The sequence below is a fragment of the Rathayibacter sp. VKM Ac-2879 genome, assembly GCF_015351245.1.
GTDB lineage: Bacteria > Actinomycetota > Actinomycetes > Actinomycetales > Microbacteriaceae > Rathayibacter.
Window position 1 is genome coordinate 733,526 of the sequence record NZ_JADKSO010000002.1, and the last position, 18,726, is coordinate 752,251.

An 18,726-nucleotide genomic window follows, 5' to 3' on the forward strand; every position below is an offset into this window, starting at 1 on the left:
CGACGACGGCGTCGGGACGAACGGCAAGCTCCTGCTCGTTCGCTCCAGGAAGGTCGCGACGAAGCCTCCGCGGCCGGTCAGGTGTGCGGGTCAGCGGGTGATGACGACGAGCTTCCCAGTGACGGCGCCGGACTCCATGTCGCGGTGCGCGTCGGCGATGTCCTCGAGGGCGTAGGTGCCGCCCATCGGCACGGTCGCCGTGCCTGCCTGCACCGCGTCGATGAACTCCTGAAGCACAGGCGCGGGCAGGTCGCTCGCGTCGCCGGAGTAGGCCGTGAGGCGGACGCCGTTGGGGATGAAGTCCATGGGGTACCAGTCGGGGACGGTCCAGATGTCCGACAGCATCCCGGTGAAGGAGACGGTGCCGTGCACGCGGGTCGCGCGCAGGGTGTCGCGTAGCGTGTTCGTTCCGACGAGCTCGACGGCCCCGTCGACGCCGCCCGGCGACGCGGCGCGCACCGCGTCCGCGATATCACCGGTGTCGAGGAACACCCGGTCCACTCCGACTCGTTCGAGCGCGGCAGTCTTCGCCGCGGAGCGGGTGGTCGCGTACACGGTCATGCCGCGCTGCTTCGCGAGGACGGCGAGGGCCAGGCCCACGGAGGAGGTTCCGCCGCGGATGAGGATCGTGTCGCCCGGCAGGGCGTCGATGCCGGTCGTGAGGGAGCCGTGGGCGGTCTGGAGCATCTCGGGGATCGCGCCGAGAGTCGCCCACTCGAGGCCGCTGGTGAAGGGGATGACACTGGTTGCGGGGACGAGGGTGTACTCGGCGTAGCCGCCGTCAATCGTGCGGCCCATGCCGCCCATGAGGGCGGCGACCTGCTGGCCCGACTCGAACTCGCCTCCGGGAGCGTCGACCACGGTGCCGGTCGCCCCGATTCCCGGGATGCGCGGCAGGGAGCCGAAGGATCCCACCCCGCGCCGGAAGTGCAGCTCGGAGCGGTTGAGGCCGAACGCCTCGACGCGGACGAGCACCTGCCCGGGCGTGGCGGCGGGCATCGGGACCTCGCGGAGCTGGAGGACCTCTGGGCCGCCGAACTCTTCGAGCAGGACGGCGCGCATCGTGGCCGTCATCGCGTCGCCCTCGTGGAGGCGGCGGCGTTCGGGAGGAGCGCGGCGATGGCGGCGAGGGCCGCGGCACCGTCGGCGCCGAGAATGCCCTCGAGCGCGGCATCGATCGCAGGCGTCGTGATCGCCAGAGCCTGCCGGCCGCTGTCCGTGGGCACGATGGCCGACCCGCGCCGATCCGTCGGATGCGGAGCGCGGACCACGAGGCCGTCGGCTTCGAGCCGGTCGGTCAGGCGACTGGCCGCACCCACGGTGATGAGCAGCTCGTCCGCGACGTCCTGTACCCGCGTCGAGCCATCGGCAGTAGCCAGCTCGAGGATGCGCTGACGACCGAGGGACACCGCGCCGTCGACCACGCGCAACCGCCGTTCGACCTCGTTCCACAGCTCGGTCTCGAAGTGCACGAGCGCTCGGAAATCTGCCGTAGTTGATGACATGGCATGAAAGTACCACGGACGTTGCTTACCTGTAATGCGCGCCTCACACGAAGCGGACGCGGTTCTGCACGCGGGTCCGCACCTCGAACGACTCGCCGTAGCCCCCGACGCGAGGATCGGCTCCCGATCGCAGGAGCTGTGGCAGGAGGGAGCGGCGCACGACGACCGCGCCCTGATGCCGGCCGCGCTCCACCTGCTCGAAGGGCCGTTCGAGCGCATCGTCCGGGACGACGACGACGCTCGCCGAGAAGCGGACGCCCAGCTCGCGGCCGAGCCGTCGCGCGGCACGGGTGAGCGAGGCCAGCGGCTTGTCGTCCTCGGCGAGGCCGGGGCCTTCGAGCTCGCCCTTGCGCAATCGGACCTCCTCGCCCCAGTCGGCAGAGGTGAGCGCGAGAAGGCCGGCCGGGCCCAACACGAGGTGGTCGATCTTCAGCCCGCCGTCGCCGACGGCGACGTCGTTCCAGATCGTGTAGGCGATGCCGAGCGAGCCGACGAGCGCCGCCGTCGCCTCCTCGGCCTGCGCCTTGGCGAGCCAGGCTCGGATCTCGCGCGGCGCGGAGCGGACCAGGGCGGGGTCGAAAGGATCGGCAACCTCGACTCCCCGGCCCAGCCACTCGCGGACAAGCCGAAGGTAGTACTCGCGCGCCGCGCCTCCCGGATGCCCGTATGAGCGGGCACGCACCGCCGATGTCGTGTGCGGTCGGGGCGAGCCCGTGAACGGAGCTCCCGAGGAGCCTCCCGGCGCCGGCGCACCCCGGTCGTAGTCACCGCGGGCAGAGGCACTGCCGATGCGCTCCCACGCGAGTTGCACCGCGTGGAACGCGGCGGCGTCGCCTCCCGTGTCGGGATGGGTCTCGCGGAGGCGGCGGCGATAGGCACGGCGCAGGTCCTCGTCGGACGCTGTGGCGGCGATGCCGAGCACCTCGTAGGGGGTGCGGGCGGCGTGGCTGTCGGGCATGGGCTTCCGGAGTCGTCGAGAGGCAGGACCTCCACTGTATCGGCGAGGGCCGAGCGCCCGCGGTGAGAGCGCCCGGCGGCCGGTGGGAGCGGGTCAGCCCCGGGCGAGGAGCTCGCGCACTCGGGGGATGACGCGCGTCCCGTACAGCTGGATGTTGCGCATGATCGCGTCGTGCGGGAGCGTCCCGGCGCTGTACTTGAGATCGAAGCGGTCGATACCGAGCGCGGAGACGGTGCTCGCGATCTTGCGGGCGACCGTCTCCGGTGAGCCGAGGTGGATCGCGCCCTCGGGGCCTGCCTCCGCCTCGAAATGCTCACGGGTCATGGGCGCCCAGCCGCGCTCGCGGCCGATGACGTCCATCATCGCGCGGTGGTGGGGGAAGTAGAGCTCGCGCGCCTCCTCATCGGTCTCGGCGATGAAACCCGGCGAGTGCACGGCGACGGGGAGGTGGGGCTGTTCGAGCTGATCGAGGGCCCGGCCGAACAGGTCGACGTAGGGGCGGAACCGGGCGGGCGAGCCTCCGATGATCGCGAGGACCAACGGGAAGCCGTAGCGCGCGGCGCGGACGACCGACTCGGGACTGCCTCCCACGCCGATCCAGGTGCGGAGGCGGCCGTTCTCGATGGTCGGGTAGACGCTCTGCTCGTTCAGAGCCGGCCGAGTGGTGCCCTGCCAGGTGACGGGACCTCCCTGGACGAGCGCGTGGAAGAGGTCGAGCTTCTCCTCGAACAGCAGCTCGTACTGCGAGAGGTCGTAGCCGAAGAGGGGGAACGACTCCGTGAAGGAACCGCGACCGAGGATGACTTCCGCGCGTCCTCCCGAGATGCCGTCGAGGGTGGCGAAGCGCTGATAGACGCGCACCGGGTCGTCGGAGGAGAGCACGGTCACTGCGGAGCCGAGCCGGATGCGCTCGGTGCGAGCAGCGATCGCGGCGAGCACGACGTCCGGCGCGCTGACCGCGAAGTCGGCACGGTGGTGCTCGCCGACGCCGAAGAAGTCGATGCCGACCGCGTCCGCGAGGACCCCTTCCTCGACCACGTCGCGCAGCACCTGAGCGTGCGAGCGCCGTGCCCCGTCGGCGTCGGCCGTGACGTCGCCGAACGTGTCGACCCCGAACATTATTTCATGCATACTCATGGACTTCTGCAACCTCCGAGGGTCGTCGGCTATTCCTGGGTCTCGTTCCGCGGATCGGGCACGACGATGCCCGCCGCGATCGCGGGTTCGCGGTAGGCGCGTCCGAGAGAGGCGATCGTGTCGTGCGCATTGAGCCCGCTGGGGTTCGGCAGCACCCAGAGGGGGACGCCGGCGATGTCTTCCTCCTGCCGGCCCTGCGTCGCCCGACGGCGACCGAACGCCACACGGTACGCGGTGATCCCGACGAGGGCGACAGCAGCGGGACGCACCCGCTCGACCGTGCGAACGAGTCGCTCCGCGCCGGCCCGCAGCTCCTCCGCGGTCAGCTCGTCTGCACGGGCCGATGCCCGCTGTGCGAGGTTCGTGATCCCGATCCCACGGTCCAGAAGGGCACGTCGGTCGGCCTCGCTCATCCCCTCCGACACGCGCAGCGGACGCTCGAGGATGCCGGCTGCGGCGAGCGCGGGGTAGAAGCGGTTGCCGGGATGCGCGAAGTGGGCGCCGGTGGCTGCCGTCCACAGGCCCGGGTTGATGCCGACGAACAGCAGGCGCACCTCCTCGCCGAGGAGGTCCTCGACCGTACGGCCCTGGAACGACGCGAGCTCGGCGCGAGTGAACGGCATGCCTTCCATCCTGCACCGCTCACACGTCGGCCCGCCCTGCCCCGAGCGGCGGCAGGACGCAAGCACTCTCGAGCGAGCACCCGTGCTGTCAGCATGGAGGCATGACCGACGCATTCCAGGACCACCCGATCCAACACGGCAGCGATGACGCGGCTCTCGACGAGAAACTGCGCGGCGTGCTGCTGCAGGTCGCCGCAGACGCGGAGCTGCGACCCGAGGAGGACGTCGAAGCCCTGCTCCGACAGCGGCTGCGGGACACCCGGATCGCGATCTCCGAGGAGGCGATCCCCGGCCTCGCGCGACGCATCCCGGGACTCACCCAGCGCGGCGGCGGCGATGTGAACCCGGGGGCGCACTGAGCCGACGAGCGACGACGCCGAGCTAGTCGGGAACCGCCGGACCCTTGCGGTGGTGGTCGAAGACGAGGCTCGTGCGCGTGGAGGCGACCGCCGGATGCGCGGAGAGATTCGACACCACGAAGTCGCGCACGTCGTTCGAGTCGCGCACCGCGACGTGCACGATGAAGTCCTCGGATCCGCCGAGGAAGAACAGCTGCACGACCTCGGGCAACGCGCGGACTTCCTCCGCGAACCTCGAGATCGCCTGTCGCTGCCCCACGCGGATGTTGACGCTGATGAGGGCCTGCAGAGTAAGACCGAGCGCCGCCGGATCGAGCTCGACGGTGAACCCGGTGATGATCCCTCTGTCGACGAGGGAGCGCACGCGCGAGACGCACGTCGACGGCGCGATGCCTGCACGCTCGGCGAGCCGGCTGTTGGGAGTACGCGCATCCGCTCGAAGCAGACGCACCAGGGTGCGGTCGACCGGGTCGAGGCCGTCGAGCTCATGCAGATCCTTCGGCCTCATGCGACAGCTCCTCTCCTGCACCGTGAGTCCTGCGGAATCGATGCCGTTTTCCGGCGATCCTGCGGAATGTCACCCGCGTGAAACATGATCTTTGCACGATAAAGGCAAGGCCGACGCAGGATCGGCGCCCACCGCCCGCCCGCGGGCCGCAGCGAAGGAGCCTCATGCGCGTCGGGATCCCCACCGAGATCAAGAACAACGAGAACCGAGTGGCCGCCACTCCGGCCGGCGTGCACGAGCTCGTCCGGCGCGGACACGAGGTGCTGGTGCAGTCGGGAGCCGGGATCGGCTCGCGCCTCTCGGACGACGACTTCGAAGCAGCGGGCGCCCGCATCGCGGCCCACGCGGAGGAGGTCTGGGAGGAGGCCGAGCTCGTTCTGAAAGTCAAGGAGCCCATCGAGGCCGAGTATCCGCTCCTGCGCTCCGAGCAGACCCTCTTCACCTACCTCCACCTCGCCGCCTCGCGTCCCTGCACCGAGGCGCTCCTCGCCGCGGGCACCACGGCAATCGCCTACGAGACCGTGCAGCTGCCCAACCGCCAGCTGCCCCTGCTCTCGCCGATGAGCGAGGTCGCCGGACGACTCTCGATCACGGTCGGCTCCTACCATCTGATGAGTGCGACCGGAGGTCGGGGCACGTTGCTCGGCGGGGTGCCGGGCACTCCCAAGGCCAAGGTGCTCGTGATCGGCGGAGGCGTCGCGGGCGAGCACGCCGCCGCGAATGCTCTCGGGATGGGCGCGGATGTGACGATCGTCGACCTGTCCCTCCCCCGTCTCCGGGAGCTCGAGAACCGTTTCGCCGGCGCGGTCCAGACCCGGGCCTCGTCGGCCTACGAGATCGCGGCGCAGCTCGCCGACGCCGATCTCGTGATCGGCTCGGTGTTGATCCCCGGCGCGAAGGCGCCCAAGCTCGTCACCGACGAGATGGTGGCCTCGATGAAGGCCGGCTCGGTGCTCGTCGACATCGCGATCGACCAGGGCGGCTGCTTCGAAGGATCGCGGCCCACCACCCATGACGACCCGGTGTTCGCGGTGCACGACAGCGTCTACTACTGCGTGGCCAACATGCCCGGCGCAGTGCCCGAGACCTCGACGCGCGCACTGACCAACGCGACCCTCCCCTATGCCGCCGCGATCGCGGACCGCGGCTGGAGGGGCGCGCTCGCTGCCGACACCGCCCTCGCGACAGGGCTCAGCACTCACGGCGGCAGCGTCGTGAACGAGGCGGTCGCGGCGGCGTTCGGCCTCTCGGCGACTCCCATCGAGGAGCTGCTCGGCTAGGGGGCGACCGGCTCGAGTCCGAGACGGCGCACGATCTCGGCGGCCTCCTCCTCGGGCGAGCGCCCCACGTCGACCGTCAGGTGCGCCTCATCGGCGCCGAGCGGCTCGAGAGCGTCGAACTGCGAGGCAAGCAGGGTCGTCGGCATGAAGTGGTCGGTGCGCGCGGCGAGGCGGCCGCCGATCTTCTCGCGCGACCCCGCCAGGTGGGCGAACACGAGGTCGTCGCGTCGGAGGACATCGCGGTAGCGACGGCGCAGCGCCGAGCACGTCACCACGACGCGCTCTCCGGACGCGATCCGCTCGTCGACCGCGCGCGCGATCGCAGCGAGCCACGGCGCGCGGTCCTCATCCGTGAGCGGCACCCCCGCCCGCATCCTGTCGACGTTCGCGGCGGGATGCAGTTCGTCGCCCTCGAGGAAGTCCCACCCCAGGCGCTGGGCGAGCAGCGAGGCGACGGTCGACTTGCCGCTCCCCGAGACTCCCATGACCACCACGGCGTGGACAGCGGTCGGCGTACCGGGCATCAGAATCCTCCGACGAACGCAGAGATGATGAGGACCCCGGCGAGTCCGGTCACCGAGACCAGGCATTCCATGACGGTCCAGGTCGTGAGCGTCTGCCCGATGCTGAGCCCGAGGTACTCCTTGACGAGCCAGAATCCGGCGTCGTTCACGTGCGAGAGGAACACCGACCCTGCGCCGATCGCGAGCACCATGAGCGCCACCATCGGCCCGTCCATCGTCGCGGTCAACGGCTGGAGGATGCCCGCCGCCGTGACCGTCGCCACGGTCGCCGAGCCCGTCGCGATGCGGATCACAACGGCCACGAGCCAGGCGAGCAGGAGGGCGGACGCTCCGCTGCCCTCGGCGAGCTGGGCGACCACCTGGCCGATCCCCGTGTCGACGAGGACCTGCTTGAAACCTCCTCCCGCGCCGACGATCAGGAGGATGCCTGCGATCGGCGGGAGCGAGCTCGACAGCGAGGCCTGGAGTTCGGAGCGGCCCATCCGCCCGCCGCGACCGAGGAGGAGGAATCCGGCCAGGAGGGCGACGGTCAGAGCGACCGTCGGCGTCCCCAGAAAGTCGAGGAGGCCCTTGCCCACGGACGTCGATCCCGGAGCGACGATATCGGCGACGGCCTTGCCGAGCATCAGCGCCACCGGCAGCAGGATGCTCGCCACGGCCGCCGCGAAGCCGGGCCGGTGCTCACGCGGTTCAGCGGCTCCTCCACCGAACAGAGGCGGGATGTCGACGGGGACCCAGCGTGCCGCAAGGCGCCCGAAGAGCGGACCGGCGACGACCACGGTCGGGATCGCGACGAGCACGCCGAAGGCGAGGGTGACTCCGAGGTTGGCGCCGAGCGCGTCGATGGCGACCAGTGGTCCGGGGTGCGGTGGGACGAGCCCGTGCATGGCGGAGAGGCCGGCCAGCGTGGGGAGGGCGACCTTCATCAGCGGGAGGCCGCTGCGGCGGGCCACGAGGATCACGACGGGAATCAGCAGGACGAGACCGACTTCGAAGAACATCGGCAGGCCGATCAGCGCGCCGACGACGCCCATCATCCAGGGGAGCGCGCGCGTGCTCGAGCGGGCGACGAGCGTGTCCACGATGCGGTCCGCCCCTCCCGAGTCGGCCAGCAGCGTGCCGTACATGGCACCGAGGCCGATGAGGATGCCGACCCCGCCCATCGTGCTGCCGAAGCCCGAGGCGAAGCTGCTGACCGCGTCGGCCGGCGCGGCTCCGGCGACGAGCCCGGTCATGAGGGCCCCGAGGAGGAGCGCAACGAAGGGATGCACCTTGAGCCACGTGATCAGCACGACGATCACGGCGATGCCGAGGAGGGCGGCGGTGATGAGCTGTCCCTGGGGTGCGAGGGGCGTGGGGGCGTCGGCCGCGACGAGCGCGGCGAAGAGGGACGGCGGCATGAGCTTCCTTGATCGTTCCGGCGGCCGACGGACGGCCCGAATTGTCCGACATAATCTGCGAGCGCTTCGAGTATGTCCGATGGAGAGGCGGGACGCGACCCCCGCAGTCCCCGCCTCGTCTCGGGATAATGAGCGCATGACCTCGCCGACGCCCTCGCTCCACCACAGCGTGCTCGACGAGTTGGGCACGCAGATCGTTCACGGCGAGCTGGCACCGGGCACCACCTTCAGCGCCGACGAGCGGGCAGAACGCCGCGGAGTCTCGCGCTCGGTGCTGCGCGAGGCCGTGCGCGTGCTCGAGACGCTGGGGCTCGTGACCTCGCGACGACGCGCGGGCACCCGGGTGCAGCCTCCCGAGCTCTGGAACGCTCTCGACGCGCGCGTGGTCGCGTGGAGCCTCGACGGACCGGACCGACTGCATCAGCTCCACCAACTGAGCGAGCTGCGGTTGGGAGTCGAGCCCCTCGCGGCCCGGCTCGCCGCGACGCACGCGAGCAGTGAGCAGCGCGAGGCGCTGAGGGCCGCGATCGAGGTGCTCTCCGCGCACTCCCGCGCCGCCGACCAGGCCGCGTATCTCGCGGCCGACACCGCCTTCCACCGCGAGCTCCTCGCCGCCTCGGGAAACCGGATGCTCGCCCAGCTCGCCGATCTGGTCGCCGAAGTGCTCGCCGGCCGCACTCGACACGCTCTGATGCCGCGCGAGGCCGACTCGGCCGCGGTGCAGCTGCATCGAGCGGTGGCGGAGGCGATCGCGGCGGGCGAGGGCACGGCGGCGGAAGCCGCGATGCGGGCGATCGTGGAGGAGTCGGACCGCGCGGTCCAGGAGATGTGAGTCGCTCAGTCCCGAGCGAGCAGGTGCGCCTTCTCGGGATGCTGGTCGAACCACTGGCCGACGTACCAGCACATCGGCACGACGCTCCCCCGACCGGAGCGCTCGATGTCGTCGACCGCCCACGCCACCAGCTCGCCTGCAAGCCCCCGGCCCCGGAACGGCGGACTGGTGAACGAGCGCACGAGCGAGACGCTGCCCGCGTTCTCGCGGTAGTCGAGCACGCCGACGAGCGATCCGTCGAGGTGCAGCTCATAGCGGGAGGCGTCGTCCGCCCGGCGGAAATCCTTCATACCCCCAGCGTAGGACGGGCGAGCGCAGGGCCGCGGAGGGAGCCTCAGTCGCCGCCGGACAGGATCTCGCCGTCGACGTAGAGCCACCGCCCGCCCTCGCGGAGGAAGCGGCTGCGCTCATGCACCAGGCCGGCGCCCGCAGCAGAACGATACGACGCGCGGAACTCGACGAGCCCCTCGACGTCACCCTCTCCTCCCGCGGCCGTGTCGACGATCTGGAGGCGCCGCCACCGCACGTCGTCATCGAGGTCGATGCGAGGAGGCCGGGTCGAGGGGTGCCAGCTTGCGAGCAGGTAGGCGGCGCTCCCGAGCACGTTGGCGCTGTAGCGGCTGCGCATCAGACGCTCCGCGGTGGGCGAGGGCTCCTCGCCGAGGTGGGCGGGACGGCAGCAGTCGGCGTAGTGGCGGCGGCTTCCGCACGGGCAGGAGTCGGCGGTGTGCATCCCGCCAGTGTGGCAGGGGGCTCGGGGCCGGGCGCCCAGGTGTGCATCGCCTCCACGTCCGCACCCGGCCCTTGAGTCGTGGGACGGATCTCGGCATCGTGGCCACCTCATCGACCACGGACGGAAGGAACGACCCGATGCTCACCCTCACCGACACGGCCAGCACCGTCGTCAAGACCATCACCGGACAGACCGAGACCCCTGTCGAGGGCGGGCTGCGCATCAGCGGCACCGATCTCGACGCCCGCAACTTCGCCGTCGCCGTCGCTGCGGCGCCCGAGACGACCGATGCCATCGTCGAGCAGGACGGCGCGCGCGTGTTCCTCGACATCGCCGCCTCCGTCGCGTTGGGCGACAAGGTGCTCGACGCCCAGGTCGACGACTCGGGGTCGGTCAGCTTCGAGATCGCTCCGCAGAGCTGACACGGGCCGTCCGTCGAGTAGGGGCGTCGTCCTTGGCCGGCGCCCCTACGCCAAAATGTCGCGTGAGGTGAAGCGAGCGATCGCGAAGGATCCGAAGACGGCGACATAGGCGAGTTGCAGGAGTGCGTTCTCGCCCAGCGAGTTCCACGCGATCGGGTCCCGCAGCAGGTCTGCGAAGTCGAACCAGCGATCGCTGAAAAGGAACGGGTGGAGCACGTCGAGCTGCGAGAGCGAGCCGACGATCTGGGACGCGATCGAGACCACGACGGTCGCGGCCATCGCCCCGACGGGGACGTCGGTCAGCGTCGAGATGAACAGCCCGATCGCGGCCAGTCCGACGAGCGACAGCGCTGCATACACGGCGATGACCAGCGCCCGCCCGATCGCGTCGCCGAGCGGGATCGTGCTTCCCGAGAGCAGCGTCACCGGCCCCGCGGGGAACAGCGCCAGCCCGATCAGGATGCCGACGACCATCACGGTCATCGCCGCCGCAAGGCAGAAGGCGACGGCCGCCACGAACTTGACGACGAGCAGTCGTACGCGCCCCACCGGAGTCACCAAGAGGTATCGGAGCGTGCCGAGCGATGCCTCCCCCGCGATCGCATCGCCGGCGACCACGCCGACGGTGAGCGGGAGGAAGAGCGGCACGGCGACGGTGATCGCTGCGAACCCCGTGAAGAGCCCGTTGCCGGCGATCTCGCCGACGAAGGAGGGGCCGCCTCTGCTGTCCGAGAGGCGCACCGCGATGGCCAGCAGGATCGGGATCGCTGCGAGAGCCGCCAGGAGCGCCCCTGTCCGGCGCCGCCGGAACAGCAGCGCGAGCTCCGAGACGAGGAGCGCGCCATATCCGGAGCGGCGACGTGCGAGCGGCTCAGCCTTCGACATCGAAGCCCTCCCCGGTGAGTTCGACGAAGCGTTCCTCGAGGGAGGGATGGCGCACCGCGAAGCCGCGCACGCGAACATCGGCGGCGACGAGGGAGGCGACGAGCGACTCCGGCGCGATGCTCGGCGGCAGCGCGGCGACGACACGCGGCGGATCGGTCGGATGCGCGGCGGGCTCCGTCCGCGGATCGAGGCCCTGGCGGACGAGCTCCTCCGAGGCGCGCTGCGGATCGGGCGTCAGCAACTCGACCGACGCCGCGCTGCCACGGAGGTCGTCGAGGCCGCCCTGCGCGACGAGACGGCCCGTCCGCATCACCGCGGCGTGCGTGCAGAGCTGCTCGATCTCGGCGAGGAGATGACTGGAGACGAGGACCGTCGTGCCGTCCTCGTTGAGGCCACGGACAAGGGCGCGGACCTCGCGGGTCCCTTGCGGGTCGAGTCCATTCGTCGGCTCGTCGAGCACGATCAGGTCGCGGGGCGAAAGGAGGGCCACGGCGATTCCGAGTCTTTGCTTCATGCCGAGCGAGTACGAGCCGACCTTCTTGCGGGCCGCGGCCGAGAGCCCGACGCGAGCGAGCGCCTCCTTCGCTCGGGTATCTCGAGTGCGCGAGGAGGTGCCCGGCTCGGCTGCGTCGAAACGTCGCAGGTTGGCGGCCCCGGAGAGAAACGGGTAGAAGCCGGGGCCCTCGACGAGCGCACCGACCCGCGGGAGCACCTGGGCCGCCGCGCGCGGCATCGCCGAGCCCAGGACGGTGATCGATCCCTCCGTGGGCGCCGCGAGCGCCAGGAGCATGCGGATCGTCGTCGTCTTGCCCGAACCGTTGGGGCCGAGGAAGCCGAACACTGCACCGCTCGGGACGGCGAGGTCGAGGCCCGAGACCGCCTCCTGACGCCCAAAACGCTTGGTGAGGCCGTGGGTCTCGACCGCGAGGGCGGGTGAGGTCACCGCTGTCTCGCCACCGCGAGCAGGGTGCTCTCGGGGACGGCACCGGCGAACACACGTCCGTCGTCGGTGAGCAGGACGGTGACGAGGGCGGAGGAGAGGACCCGGCCGCCGCTCGTCGGCGTCGTGATCGCGTCGAGCGATCCGAGGGCGTCCGAGGCGGCGGGCAGCTCGACCACGGACGTCCAGCCGGTGCCGGTGACGGTGGGGCCAGCCGTCGCGGGATTCGCCGCGGCGGAGTCGGAGGCGGCGGAGTCAGGCACACCGCTCGTGTCGTGCTCGGGCGCGGCCTGCTCGGTGACGTCGGCGCCCGCCGGAGGCGTGAACGCGAAGAGCGAGGCATCGGGAGCCGAGAAGTCGATGCTCGAGTACGCGACGCTGAAGGCGGGTGCTGTGGCTCCCCGCGCCGTCACGGAGACTCCGAGCGGAAGGCCGGTCTGCCCGTCGACCGCGACACTCACCGAACCGACGAGGGTGCCCGCATCGCGCGGAGTGAGCACGAGCTCGTAGGCGTCGCGGCCCGCCACGCGTGCGGTGGAGCCGACCGTGACCGTCGTGGTGGGGTCGATGGCGGAGAGCAGCGCCTCGGCAGCCGACGACGGAGTGGGCAGCTGGCTCGCGTCGGCGGAGGAGGCGTGGTCCGCGCCCTCGTGCGGAAGGACGTGCGTCGCCGCGTTGGCGGAGGAGTCGTACATCCATACCCCGCCCGCGGGGGTCGCGACGATGTCGCGCTCGGCGAGCCGGTCGAGTACTTGGAGGCGTGCCCCCTGCGCCTCGTCGACGTAGACGCGTGCCTCGTGCGATCCGGTCGCAAGCTCGGTGAGCGCGCCCGTCAGCGAAGCGGAGTCGCCTCCGCCGCCCCCGAGCGACGTGAGATCGGGGAGACCGAGGTCGGAGCTCTGCTCGATCTCTCCCGAGAACGCGGTGACGTCGTTGTGGGCGACGAAGGCGAGCAGCTCGGAGGCAGACTTCTCGGGGAGTTCGCCTGCGGCATTCGCCGAGACGGGCAGTACGACGGCCGCGGCAACGACGACCGCGGGGACAACGAGCGCGGGCGCCCAGTGCTTCCAGGACATGCTCATAGCGCGGGAGGCTACGCCGCGAAACGCGGAGCCGGCTGCGAATGCCATTCGACGCATCACTCCGACACGGCGAGACGCGCAAGCGCCACGCCGAGCGTCAGTCCGACTCGCCGACGAGCGGGAGGGTCACGAGCAGTCCGGCAGGCGTCTCGGCGATCGAGACCGGAGCCGAGAGCCCGGTCAGGCCCCTCAGCCAGCTCATCGCTCCGGCGGTCTCGGTCTCACTGGCCGGCAGGGCGGCACCGGCGAAGCCCGAGAGCAGGAGTCGGTGCCGCGGGACGGAAGCGTCCTCGTTCTCGCCCGCCGGCAGGTCGGCGACAGAGAGGGGCGTCGTCGCGAGCTGGCGGTTCACGAGCGCGAGGATCCGCTCGTCGACCTGCCCCGACTCCAAGAGGCCCTTCACCGCAGGCGTGGTGGTGAGCGCGGGATTCGCCGCGAGTGCCGTGCCCGCCGAGGCGAGAGCGGCGGTGTCCGCGCCCGTCGAGCCTCTGTCAACGACCCGGCGCAGCTCGACCGCGGCATCCCCCGAACCGAAGCTCGCGACCGTCGCGGAATGGGCGAGGGCCGTGCCGGTCTCGCCCGTGGCCCCCGACCGCAGGGCAGGAGTCGAGAGGACGAAGTCGACGGCGCGCCAGGCGGAGTCGGGCGCGGCGGAGTCGAGGGTGGATTCGGAGAGGAGAGAGGCGGAGGGGACGCCGGCCTCGGTCAATGCTCCGACGAGCTCGTCGGGGGCGGCGACCACCGAGAGCGGTGAGACGGCGGTCGGGAGCCAGGCGACCGCGGCGCTGGTCGGGCCGTCGAGCGCCGCGGGCTGCGCAGAACCGGAGCCCGAGAGCAGGGGTGCCGCGACGAGGGCGCCCGCGACGACCAGGACGACGGCAGCGACGCCGCCCGCGATCAGGAGCGTGCGCCGGCGGTTGCGCGAAGGCTCGGGCGCGCGCTCCTCGAAGAAGGAGGCGACGGGTCGCGCGGCGGGCACGGGGACCGGAGCGCCCAACCGTTCTCCGTCGGCCGGGGCGGGCGCAAGGAGGAGGACTGGGGCGGGAGTGGGGCGCTCGCTCGGCGCGAGGGCGGGGAGAGCCTCCTGTCCGCCGCGGTGGGCGGCCGGGCGGTTGCGGGGTGCGCGCTCAAGAGGCGCATCGTCGTGGTCGGCCGGCTCAGCCTCCCCAGCGACGGCGAGACGGCGCTCGCGCGAGAAGGCAGGCGTCGCCTCGGGCACGAACGACGCGACGCCGGGGTGCTGGAGGACGCGCTCGTCGGGATCGAGCGAGCAGCTTTCGCCGATCGTGGGGGCCGGGGCTTCCACGGTGCGCGGCGGCGGGGTGACGAAGGCGGTCGGCATCAGCGGGCTCCTGGGCGGTCGGGAGCGATCCGGGCGTGTGTGCATCGAGGGGCATGCCCTTGATCGTCCGTTCCCCCGGTGTCCATGGGCCTAGTGTCCCTGATGCGGTGGCGCAAAACGAATCCCCGCTTACGCAAGCGGGTCACGTGTCGCCGCGGGCTTCTTGGCCCGACTCGGCTGCACGCGGGGCGGCTCCCCGGGCATCTTGGGGAAATCGGGAGGGAAAGGCAGCTCGCCGAGACCCGCGGCGCTGTCGCGCTCCCACCAGTCGAGAAGCGTGCTCAGCCCGCCCGGTGCGTCGTGCATGCGCGCCCATGGGTCTCCCTGCGCGCGGAGGCGCCCAGGCACCGTGCGGAGGGTGAAGTCGCGCGGATCGACACCGTCGAGCTCCCCCCACTCGAGCGGAGTCGACACCGGAGCGTGCGGCAGCGGACGCGGACTGTAGGCGCCGGCCATCGTGCGGTCTCGGTTCGCCTGGTTGAAGTCGACGAAGATGCGGGAGCCGCGCTCCTCCTTCCACCACGCCGTCGTGACCCGCTCGGGCATCCGCCGCTCCAGCTCGCGCGCCGCGGCGATCACGGCATGCCGGACGACCAGGAACTCGTGCTCGGGCACGATCGGCGCGAACACGTGGAGGCCGCGGTTGCCGGACGTCTTCACGAACGACTCCAGACCCGCCTCGCCGAGGACGGCGCGCAGCTCGTGAGCCGCACGGACCGCGTCGCCGATATCGGTCCCGGGCTGCGGGTCGAGGTCGATGCGGAGCTCGTCGGGGACGTCCGGCGCCTCCGCACGCGACGCCCACGGGTGGAACACGAGGGTGTTCATCTGCACAGCCCAGACGGCGACCGCGGGCTCGTCGATCACGAGCTGAGGATGCACGCGTCCGCTCGGGTAGGTCACGGGAACGGAGCGCACGTACTCCGGGGCACCCTGGGGCGGGTTCTTCGAGAAGAACTGCGTGCCGTCGATTCCGGACGAGAAACGCTGGAGCGAGACCGGACGGTCGCCGTTGGCCGAGACGAACGGCTCGGCCACTGCGATCAGGTACTCGGCCACCTCGAGCTTCGTGATCCCCGGCTCGGGGAACAGGACCCGGCCCGGGCTCGACAACCGCACCTCCCGATCGCCGTGCGGTCCGGGGACGGTGAGGACGACGGCGTCACTGCTGGGCATCTGCTGAGGCTAGCCCGCGGTCCCGCCGGGCGACAGGGGGCCACCTGGGCGCCTGCGCAACCTGATCGGCCCCTTGGCCCGCGAGGGGTCGACCACCTGGCCACCCTGCACGATGTCGATCTCGCCGCGGTCGACGAGTCGCCGCGCGGCGCGGCGCACGGGCTCCATCAGCGAACGCCAGTCGTCGCCTCCGACGGCGCGGGCGACCTCGGAGGGGCACGCTGTCGAGGAGGCGGCACGGGCGAGGAGGAGGGAGCGGATCTGCTCCTCGAGGCGAGCCTCCTCGGGGCCGTCCCCGCGGCGTCGACAGGCATCGGAGCAGAAGCGGACCTCGTCCCAGTCGCGCGCCCACTTCGCGCGCCACTGGATCTCGCGACCGCACGACGCGCACGTCTTGCTCTCGGGGTGGGCCGCGGAGGCGCGGCGACGGTGGGCCATGCGTCCGAGTGTGCGCCGCGGGGGCGAGTCCTGCGACGGCTTGCGTGGAGGCCGTGGAGGCTGCCAGGGACGTCCCGGCCCTGGCAGCGACTCCCGTGGTGGACGCCGTTCTCCGCGCAGGAGTGCCCCCAGATCCCGCAGCGGGGGCCGGGACCGCCGTGGGGCGAGCCGTGATCACGTGGAGGCTGCGGTGTCATACTCCGCAATGGGGCGCCTCTTCGCCCAGCGGTGAGTCAGTCTGGAAGGGCCGTGCTGTAGCGCGACGAGCGGGCACGCCCCCGCGCCCTACCCTCGATCGATCAGGAGTCTCCGATGAGCCGTGAGAACCTCGCCACCAGCCCCGACGCCGAGCCGGCCCACCACGCCTTCGCCGGTCTGTCCGGGGAGGAGTTCAAGCTCGCGTTCCGCAATCATGCTGCGGGCGTCGCGCTCATCACGGCCGACCCGGGCACCGGTCCCGTGGCGCTGACGGCGACGTCGGTCTTCTCGGTGAGCGCCGAGCCTCCGCTGTTCGTGTTCTCACTGTCGTCGGCGTCGTCGAGCTCGCCGGCGATCCAGGCCTCCGAGACGCTCGTCGTCCATCTTCTCGGCGCCGAGCAGCTCGACCTCGCCCGACTCGGCTCCACGAGCGGCATCGACCGCTTCGCCGACACCTCGCTCTGGTCGCGGCTGCCGTCCGGGGAGCCGTACTTCCCCGCAGCGCCGGCATGGATACGCGGCACGGTGATCAACCGCATGGAGGCGGGTGCGTCGACGATCGTCGCCGTGCACGCTCTCGAGGCCCACGTGCCCGACGACTCCGAGGCGACGGCTCCGCTCGTGTACCACAACCGCACCTGGCACCACCTCGGCGAGCACTCCCGCCTCGGCTGAACCGGTCGCGTCCGCGCGCGGCGGGCGCCCGTGAAAATGCCCACGTTGTCGCACTCGAGAGCGAGTGCGACAACGTGGGCGGACGGGGCGCGTCAGAGGGTGCGGAGGAAGGCCAGCAGGGGTCAGTGCGCGAGCACGGGCTCGGCCGAGGCGGGCACGGCGAGTGCCGCGGCGTCCGCACGGCGACGGAACAAGAACACTGCCAGGATGCCTCCGACCGCGAACAAAGCTGCGCCCCAGGTGTAGGCCACCGTGTAGCTGTGTACCGCGGCATCGGCCGCGACAGCGGCGGTCACCGGCCCGTGCGACGCCAGATACCCCGTGACCGCCGTCGCCGCGAGGGTGTTGAGCAGGGCCGTGCCGAGGGAACCGCCGACCTGCTGGCTGGTGTTGACCGTGGCCGAGGCGACGCCGGCGAAACGGGGGTCGACTCCGCGAGTCGCCGTCTGCATCGATCCCGGCATGATCGTGCCCATCGCCGCACCGATCACCATCAGCGCGGGAAGCACGTCGGCCGCGTAACCGCTGCTGAGGTCGAGTCGAGTGAGCAACAGCATGCCGATCACGCCGAGCGCCATGCCGGTCGGCACCATGATCTTCGGCCCGAAGCGTGGGAGGAGGAAATTGGTGCCGAGCTGCGCGGCGAGCACCAGCATTCCGATCATCGGCAGGAACGATAGGCCCGTCCGGATCGGCGTGTAGCCGAGGGAGATCTGGAGGTAGTAGGTGACGAACAGGAAGATCCCGAACATGCCCGCGCCGGCGATGAGCACCGACAGGTAGGCGGCGCCGCGATCGCGATCGAGCACGATCTGCAAGGGAAGGAGGGGGTGCTCGGTGGTGCGCTGGCGCTGCACGAATCCGACCAGGAGGATCACGGCGGCGCCGAGGGGCACCCAGGTCAGGGGCGAATCCCAGCCGTCGGCCTCGGCGTTGGCGAAGCCGAACACGAGCCCGAAGAGAGCGGCCGAGACCAGCAGCGTGCCGGGCACGTCGAGCTTCGGCCGAGGGCCGGAGCGAGTGATCGGAGGCACGAAGACGATCGCGCCGATCACCGCGACGACGGCGATGATCACGTTGATGTAGAGATTCCAGCGCCAGTCGAAGCTCTCGGTCAGCACTCCACCGAGGAGGAGGCCCACCGCTCCGCCTGCGCCGGCGATCGCACCGAAGACGCCGAACGCGCGGGCGCGCTCCTTCGGGACGGTGAAGGTCGTGGTGAGCACAGCGAGGGCCGTCGGCGCGAGCAGCGCGCCGAAGACGCCCTGGAGGGCACGGGCCGCGATGAGGAGGTCGAAGTTCGGCGCCGCGCCTCCGAGCGCGGAGGCGATAGCGAAGCCGATCAGCCCGATGATGAAGGTGCGCTTGCGGCCGATGAGGTCCGAGAGGCGTCCTCCGAGCAACAGGAGGCTGCCGAACGCGAGCGAGTAGGCGGTGACCACCCATTGGCGGTCGCCGTCGGAGAAGCCGAGGTCGGCCTGTGCGGCGGGGAGGGCGATGTTCACGACGGTGGAGTCGAGCACGACCATGAGCTGGGCGAGGCCGACGGCGACGAGCGTCCACCAGCGGCGGTTCGAGGGAGCCGGAGCGGCGGGGACGGCGCTCACCGGCTGCGAGGAAGTCTGTGTCATGCGGGAGACCATATACGAGACTCGTCAGTTTCGGAACCGCAGAGTTCTTCAATTAGCATGGAGTTCACAAGGCGCACC

At 71.3% G+C, this 18,726-nt stretch carries 22 protein-coding genes; 5 read left to right on the top strand and 17 right to left on the bottom strand.

Annotation, left to right across the window (positions count from 1 at the left end; genetic code table 11):
* Window positions 1-90 precede the first annotated feature (90 nt).
* The 5 genes from ITJ45_RS08440 to ITJ45_RS08460 form a co-directional block, all read right to left on the bottom strand.
* Window positions 91-1,074, bottom strand: coding sequence for a zinc-binding dehydrogenase (locus ITJ45_RS08440; protein WP_194607852.1), 984 nt, complete (start codon window positions 1,072-1,074; stop codon window positions 91-93).
* The gene (locus tag ITJ45_RS08445) at window positions 1,071-1,505 is read right to left on the bottom strand and encodes a MarR family winged helix-turn-helix transcriptional regulator (RefSeq protein WP_194607851.1); all 435 of its coding nucleotides are present in this window, start codon (window positions 1,503-1,505) and stop codon (window positions 1,071-1,073) included. The genes ITJ45_RS08440 and ITJ45_RS08445 overlap by 4 nt, the downstream gene beginning before the upstream one ends.
* 43 nt (window positions 1,506-1,548) lie before the next feature.
* Window positions 1,549-2,463, bottom strand: coding sequence for a DnaJ domain-containing protein (locus tag ITJ45_RS08450; protein ID WP_194607850.1), 915 nt, complete (start codon window positions 2,461-2,463; stop codon window positions 1,549-1,551).
* Window positions 2,464-2,556: 93 nt separating this feature from the next.
* Entirely contained in the window at window positions 2,557-3,594 is a 1,038-nt protein-coding gene (locus ITJ45_RS08455) for an LLM class flavin-dependent oxidoreductase (protein ID WP_194609013.1), read from the bottom strand.
* Between the two features lie 35 nt (window positions 3,595-3,629).
* Window positions 3,630-4,223 carry a mismatch-specific DNA-glycosylase gene (locus ITJ45_RS08460; RefSeq protein ID WP_194607849.1) on the bottom strand — a complete coding sequence of 198 codons (594 nt, stop codon included), beginning with the start codon at window positions 4,221-4,223 and terminating at the stop codon, window positions 3,630-3,632.
* Window positions 4,224-4,324: 101 nt separating this feature from the next.
* Between ITJ45_RS08460 and ITJ45_RS08465 the strand changes: the two genes are divergently transcribed.
* Complete coding sequence (locus ITJ45_RS08465; protein ID WP_194607848.1) at window positions 4,325-4,582, top strand: hypothetical protein; 258 nt, start codon at window positions 4,325-4,327, stop codon at window positions 4,580-4,582.
* A 22-nt stretch (window positions 4,583-4,604) separates the two neighbouring features.
* Here ITJ45_RS08465 and ITJ45_RS08470 read toward each other — a convergent pair whose 3' ends face one another.
* A complete protein-coding gene (locus ITJ45_RS08470; RefSeq protein WP_194607847.1) occupies window positions 4,605-5,090 on the bottom strand; it encodes an Lrp/AsnC family transcriptional regulator in 486 nt (161 codons plus the stop codon).
* A gap of 164 nt (window positions 5,091-5,254) precedes the next feature.
* Between ITJ45_RS08470 and ald the strand changes: the two genes are divergently transcribed.
* Window positions 5,255-6,370, top strand: a complete 1,116-nt coding sequence (gene ald / locus ITJ45_RS08475; protein WP_194607846.1) for an alanine dehydrogenase — start codon at window positions 5,255-5,257, stop codon at window positions 6,368-6,370.
* Here the strand turns inward: ald and ITJ45_RS08480 are convergent.
* Together ITJ45_RS08480 and ITJ45_RS08485 are read right to left on the bottom strand one after the other, a co-directional pair.
* Window positions 6,367-6,894 carry a gluconokinase gene (locus ITJ45_RS08480; protein ID WP_194607845.1) on the bottom strand — a complete coding sequence of 176 codons (528 nt, stop codon included), beginning with the start codon at window positions 6,892-6,894 and terminating at the stop codon, window positions 6,367-6,369. The genes ald and ITJ45_RS08480 overlap by 4 nt on opposite strands.
* Window positions 6,894-8,294, bottom strand: a complete 1,401-nt coding sequence (locus ITJ45_RS08485; protein WP_194607844.1) for a GntP family permease — start codon at window positions 8,292-8,294, stop codon at window positions 6,894-6,896. The genes ITJ45_RS08480 and ITJ45_RS08485 overlap by 1 nt, the downstream gene beginning before the upstream one ends.
* A 136-nt stretch (window positions 8,295-8,430) precedes the next feature.
* Between ITJ45_RS08485 and ITJ45_RS08490 the strand changes: the two genes are divergently transcribed.
* Complete coding sequence (locus ITJ45_RS08490; protein ID WP_194607843.1) at window positions 8,431-9,126, top strand: FadR/GntR family transcriptional regulator; 696 nt, start codon at window positions 8,431-8,433, stop codon at window positions 9,124-9,126.
* A 5-nt stretch (window positions 9,127-9,131) separates the two neighbouring features.
* On the opposite strand, the gene ITJ45_RS08495 is transcribed toward ITJ45_RS08490, so the two are convergent.
* Window positions 9,132-9,416, bottom strand: coding sequence for a GNAT family N-acetyltransferase (locus ITJ45_RS08495; protein ID WP_194607842.1), 285 nt, complete (start codon window positions 9,414-9,416; stop codon window positions 9,132-9,134).
* Between the two features lie 44 nt (window positions 9,417-9,460).
* Window positions 9,461-9,859 (bottom strand): YchJ family protein, encoded by a 399-nt coding sequence (locus tag ITJ45_RS08500; protein WP_194607841.1) that lies wholly within the window; start codon window positions 9,857-9,859, stop codon window positions 9,461-9,463.
* Window positions 9,860-9,996: 137 nt separating this feature from the next.
* On the opposite strand from ITJ45_RS08500, the gene ITJ45_RS08505 reads away from it, so the two are divergent.
* Entirely contained in the window at window positions 9,997-10,281 is a 285-nt protein-coding gene (locus ITJ45_RS08505) for a hypothetical protein (protein WP_194607840.1), read from the top strand.
* 45 nt (window positions 10,282-10,326) lie between these two features.
* On the opposite strand, the gene ITJ45_RS08510 is transcribed toward ITJ45_RS08505, so the two are convergent.
* From ITJ45_RS08510 to ITJ45_RS08535, 6 genes are all read right to left on the bottom strand, one after another.
* Window positions 10,327-11,166, bottom strand: coding sequence for an ABC transporter permease (locus tag ITJ45_RS08510; protein WP_194607839.1), 840 nt, complete (start codon window positions 11,164-11,166; stop codon window positions 10,327-10,329).
* Window positions 11,153-12,109, bottom strand: a complete 957-nt coding sequence (locus ITJ45_RS08515) for an ABC transporter ATP-binding protein (RefSeq protein WP_194607838.1) — start codon at window positions 12,107-12,109, stop codon at window positions 11,153-11,155. Before ITJ45_RS08515 ends, ITJ45_RS08510 begins: the two co-directional genes overlap by 14 nt.
* On the bottom strand, window positions 12,106-13,188 hold the full coding sequence (locus ITJ45_RS08520) for a LolA family protein (protein WP_194607837.1): 1,083 nt from the start codon (window positions 13,186-13,188) through the stop codon (window positions 12,106-12,108). Before ITJ45_RS08520 ends, ITJ45_RS08515 begins: the two co-directional genes overlap by 4 nt.
* Before the next feature lie 97 nt (window positions 13,189-13,285).
* Window positions 13,286-14,530: a hypothetical protein gene (locus ITJ45_RS08525; RefSeq protein WP_194607836.1), complete on the bottom strand. Its 1,245-nt coding sequence runs from the start codon at window positions 14,528-14,530 to the stop codon at window positions 13,286-13,288.
* A 129-nt stretch (window positions 14,531-14,659) separates the two neighbouring features.
* Window positions 14,660-15,706, bottom strand: a complete 1,047-nt coding sequence (ligD, locus tag ITJ45_RS08530) for a non-homologous end-joining DNA ligase (RefSeq protein WP_194607835.1) — start codon at window positions 15,704-15,706, stop codon at window positions 14,660-14,662.
* A 9-nt stretch (window positions 15,707-15,715) separates the two neighbouring features.
* Window positions 15,716-16,144, bottom strand: a complete 429-nt coding sequence (locus tag ITJ45_RS08535; RefSeq protein ID WP_194607834.1) for a DUF2256 and DUF3253 domain-containing protein — start codon at window positions 16,142-16,144, stop codon at window positions 15,716-15,718.
* 312 nt (window positions 16,145-16,456) lie between these two features.
* Between ITJ45_RS08535 and ITJ45_RS08540 the strand changes: the two genes are divergently transcribed.
* Window positions 16,457-17,017, top strand: a complete 561-nt coding sequence (locus tag ITJ45_RS08540; protein ID WP_194607833.1) for a flavin reductase family protein — start codon at window positions 16,457-16,459, stop codon at window positions 17,015-17,017.
* A 122-nt stretch (window positions 17,018-17,139) separates the two neighbouring features.
* Here ITJ45_RS08540 and ITJ45_RS08545 read toward each other — a convergent pair whose 3' ends face one another.
* The gene (locus ITJ45_RS08545) at window positions 17,140-18,648 is read right to left on the bottom strand and encodes an MFS transporter (protein WP_194607832.1); all 1,509 of its coding nucleotides are present in this window, start codon (window positions 18,646-18,648) and stop codon (window positions 17,140-17,142) included.
* Window positions 18,649-18,726: the final 78 nt, after the last annotated feature.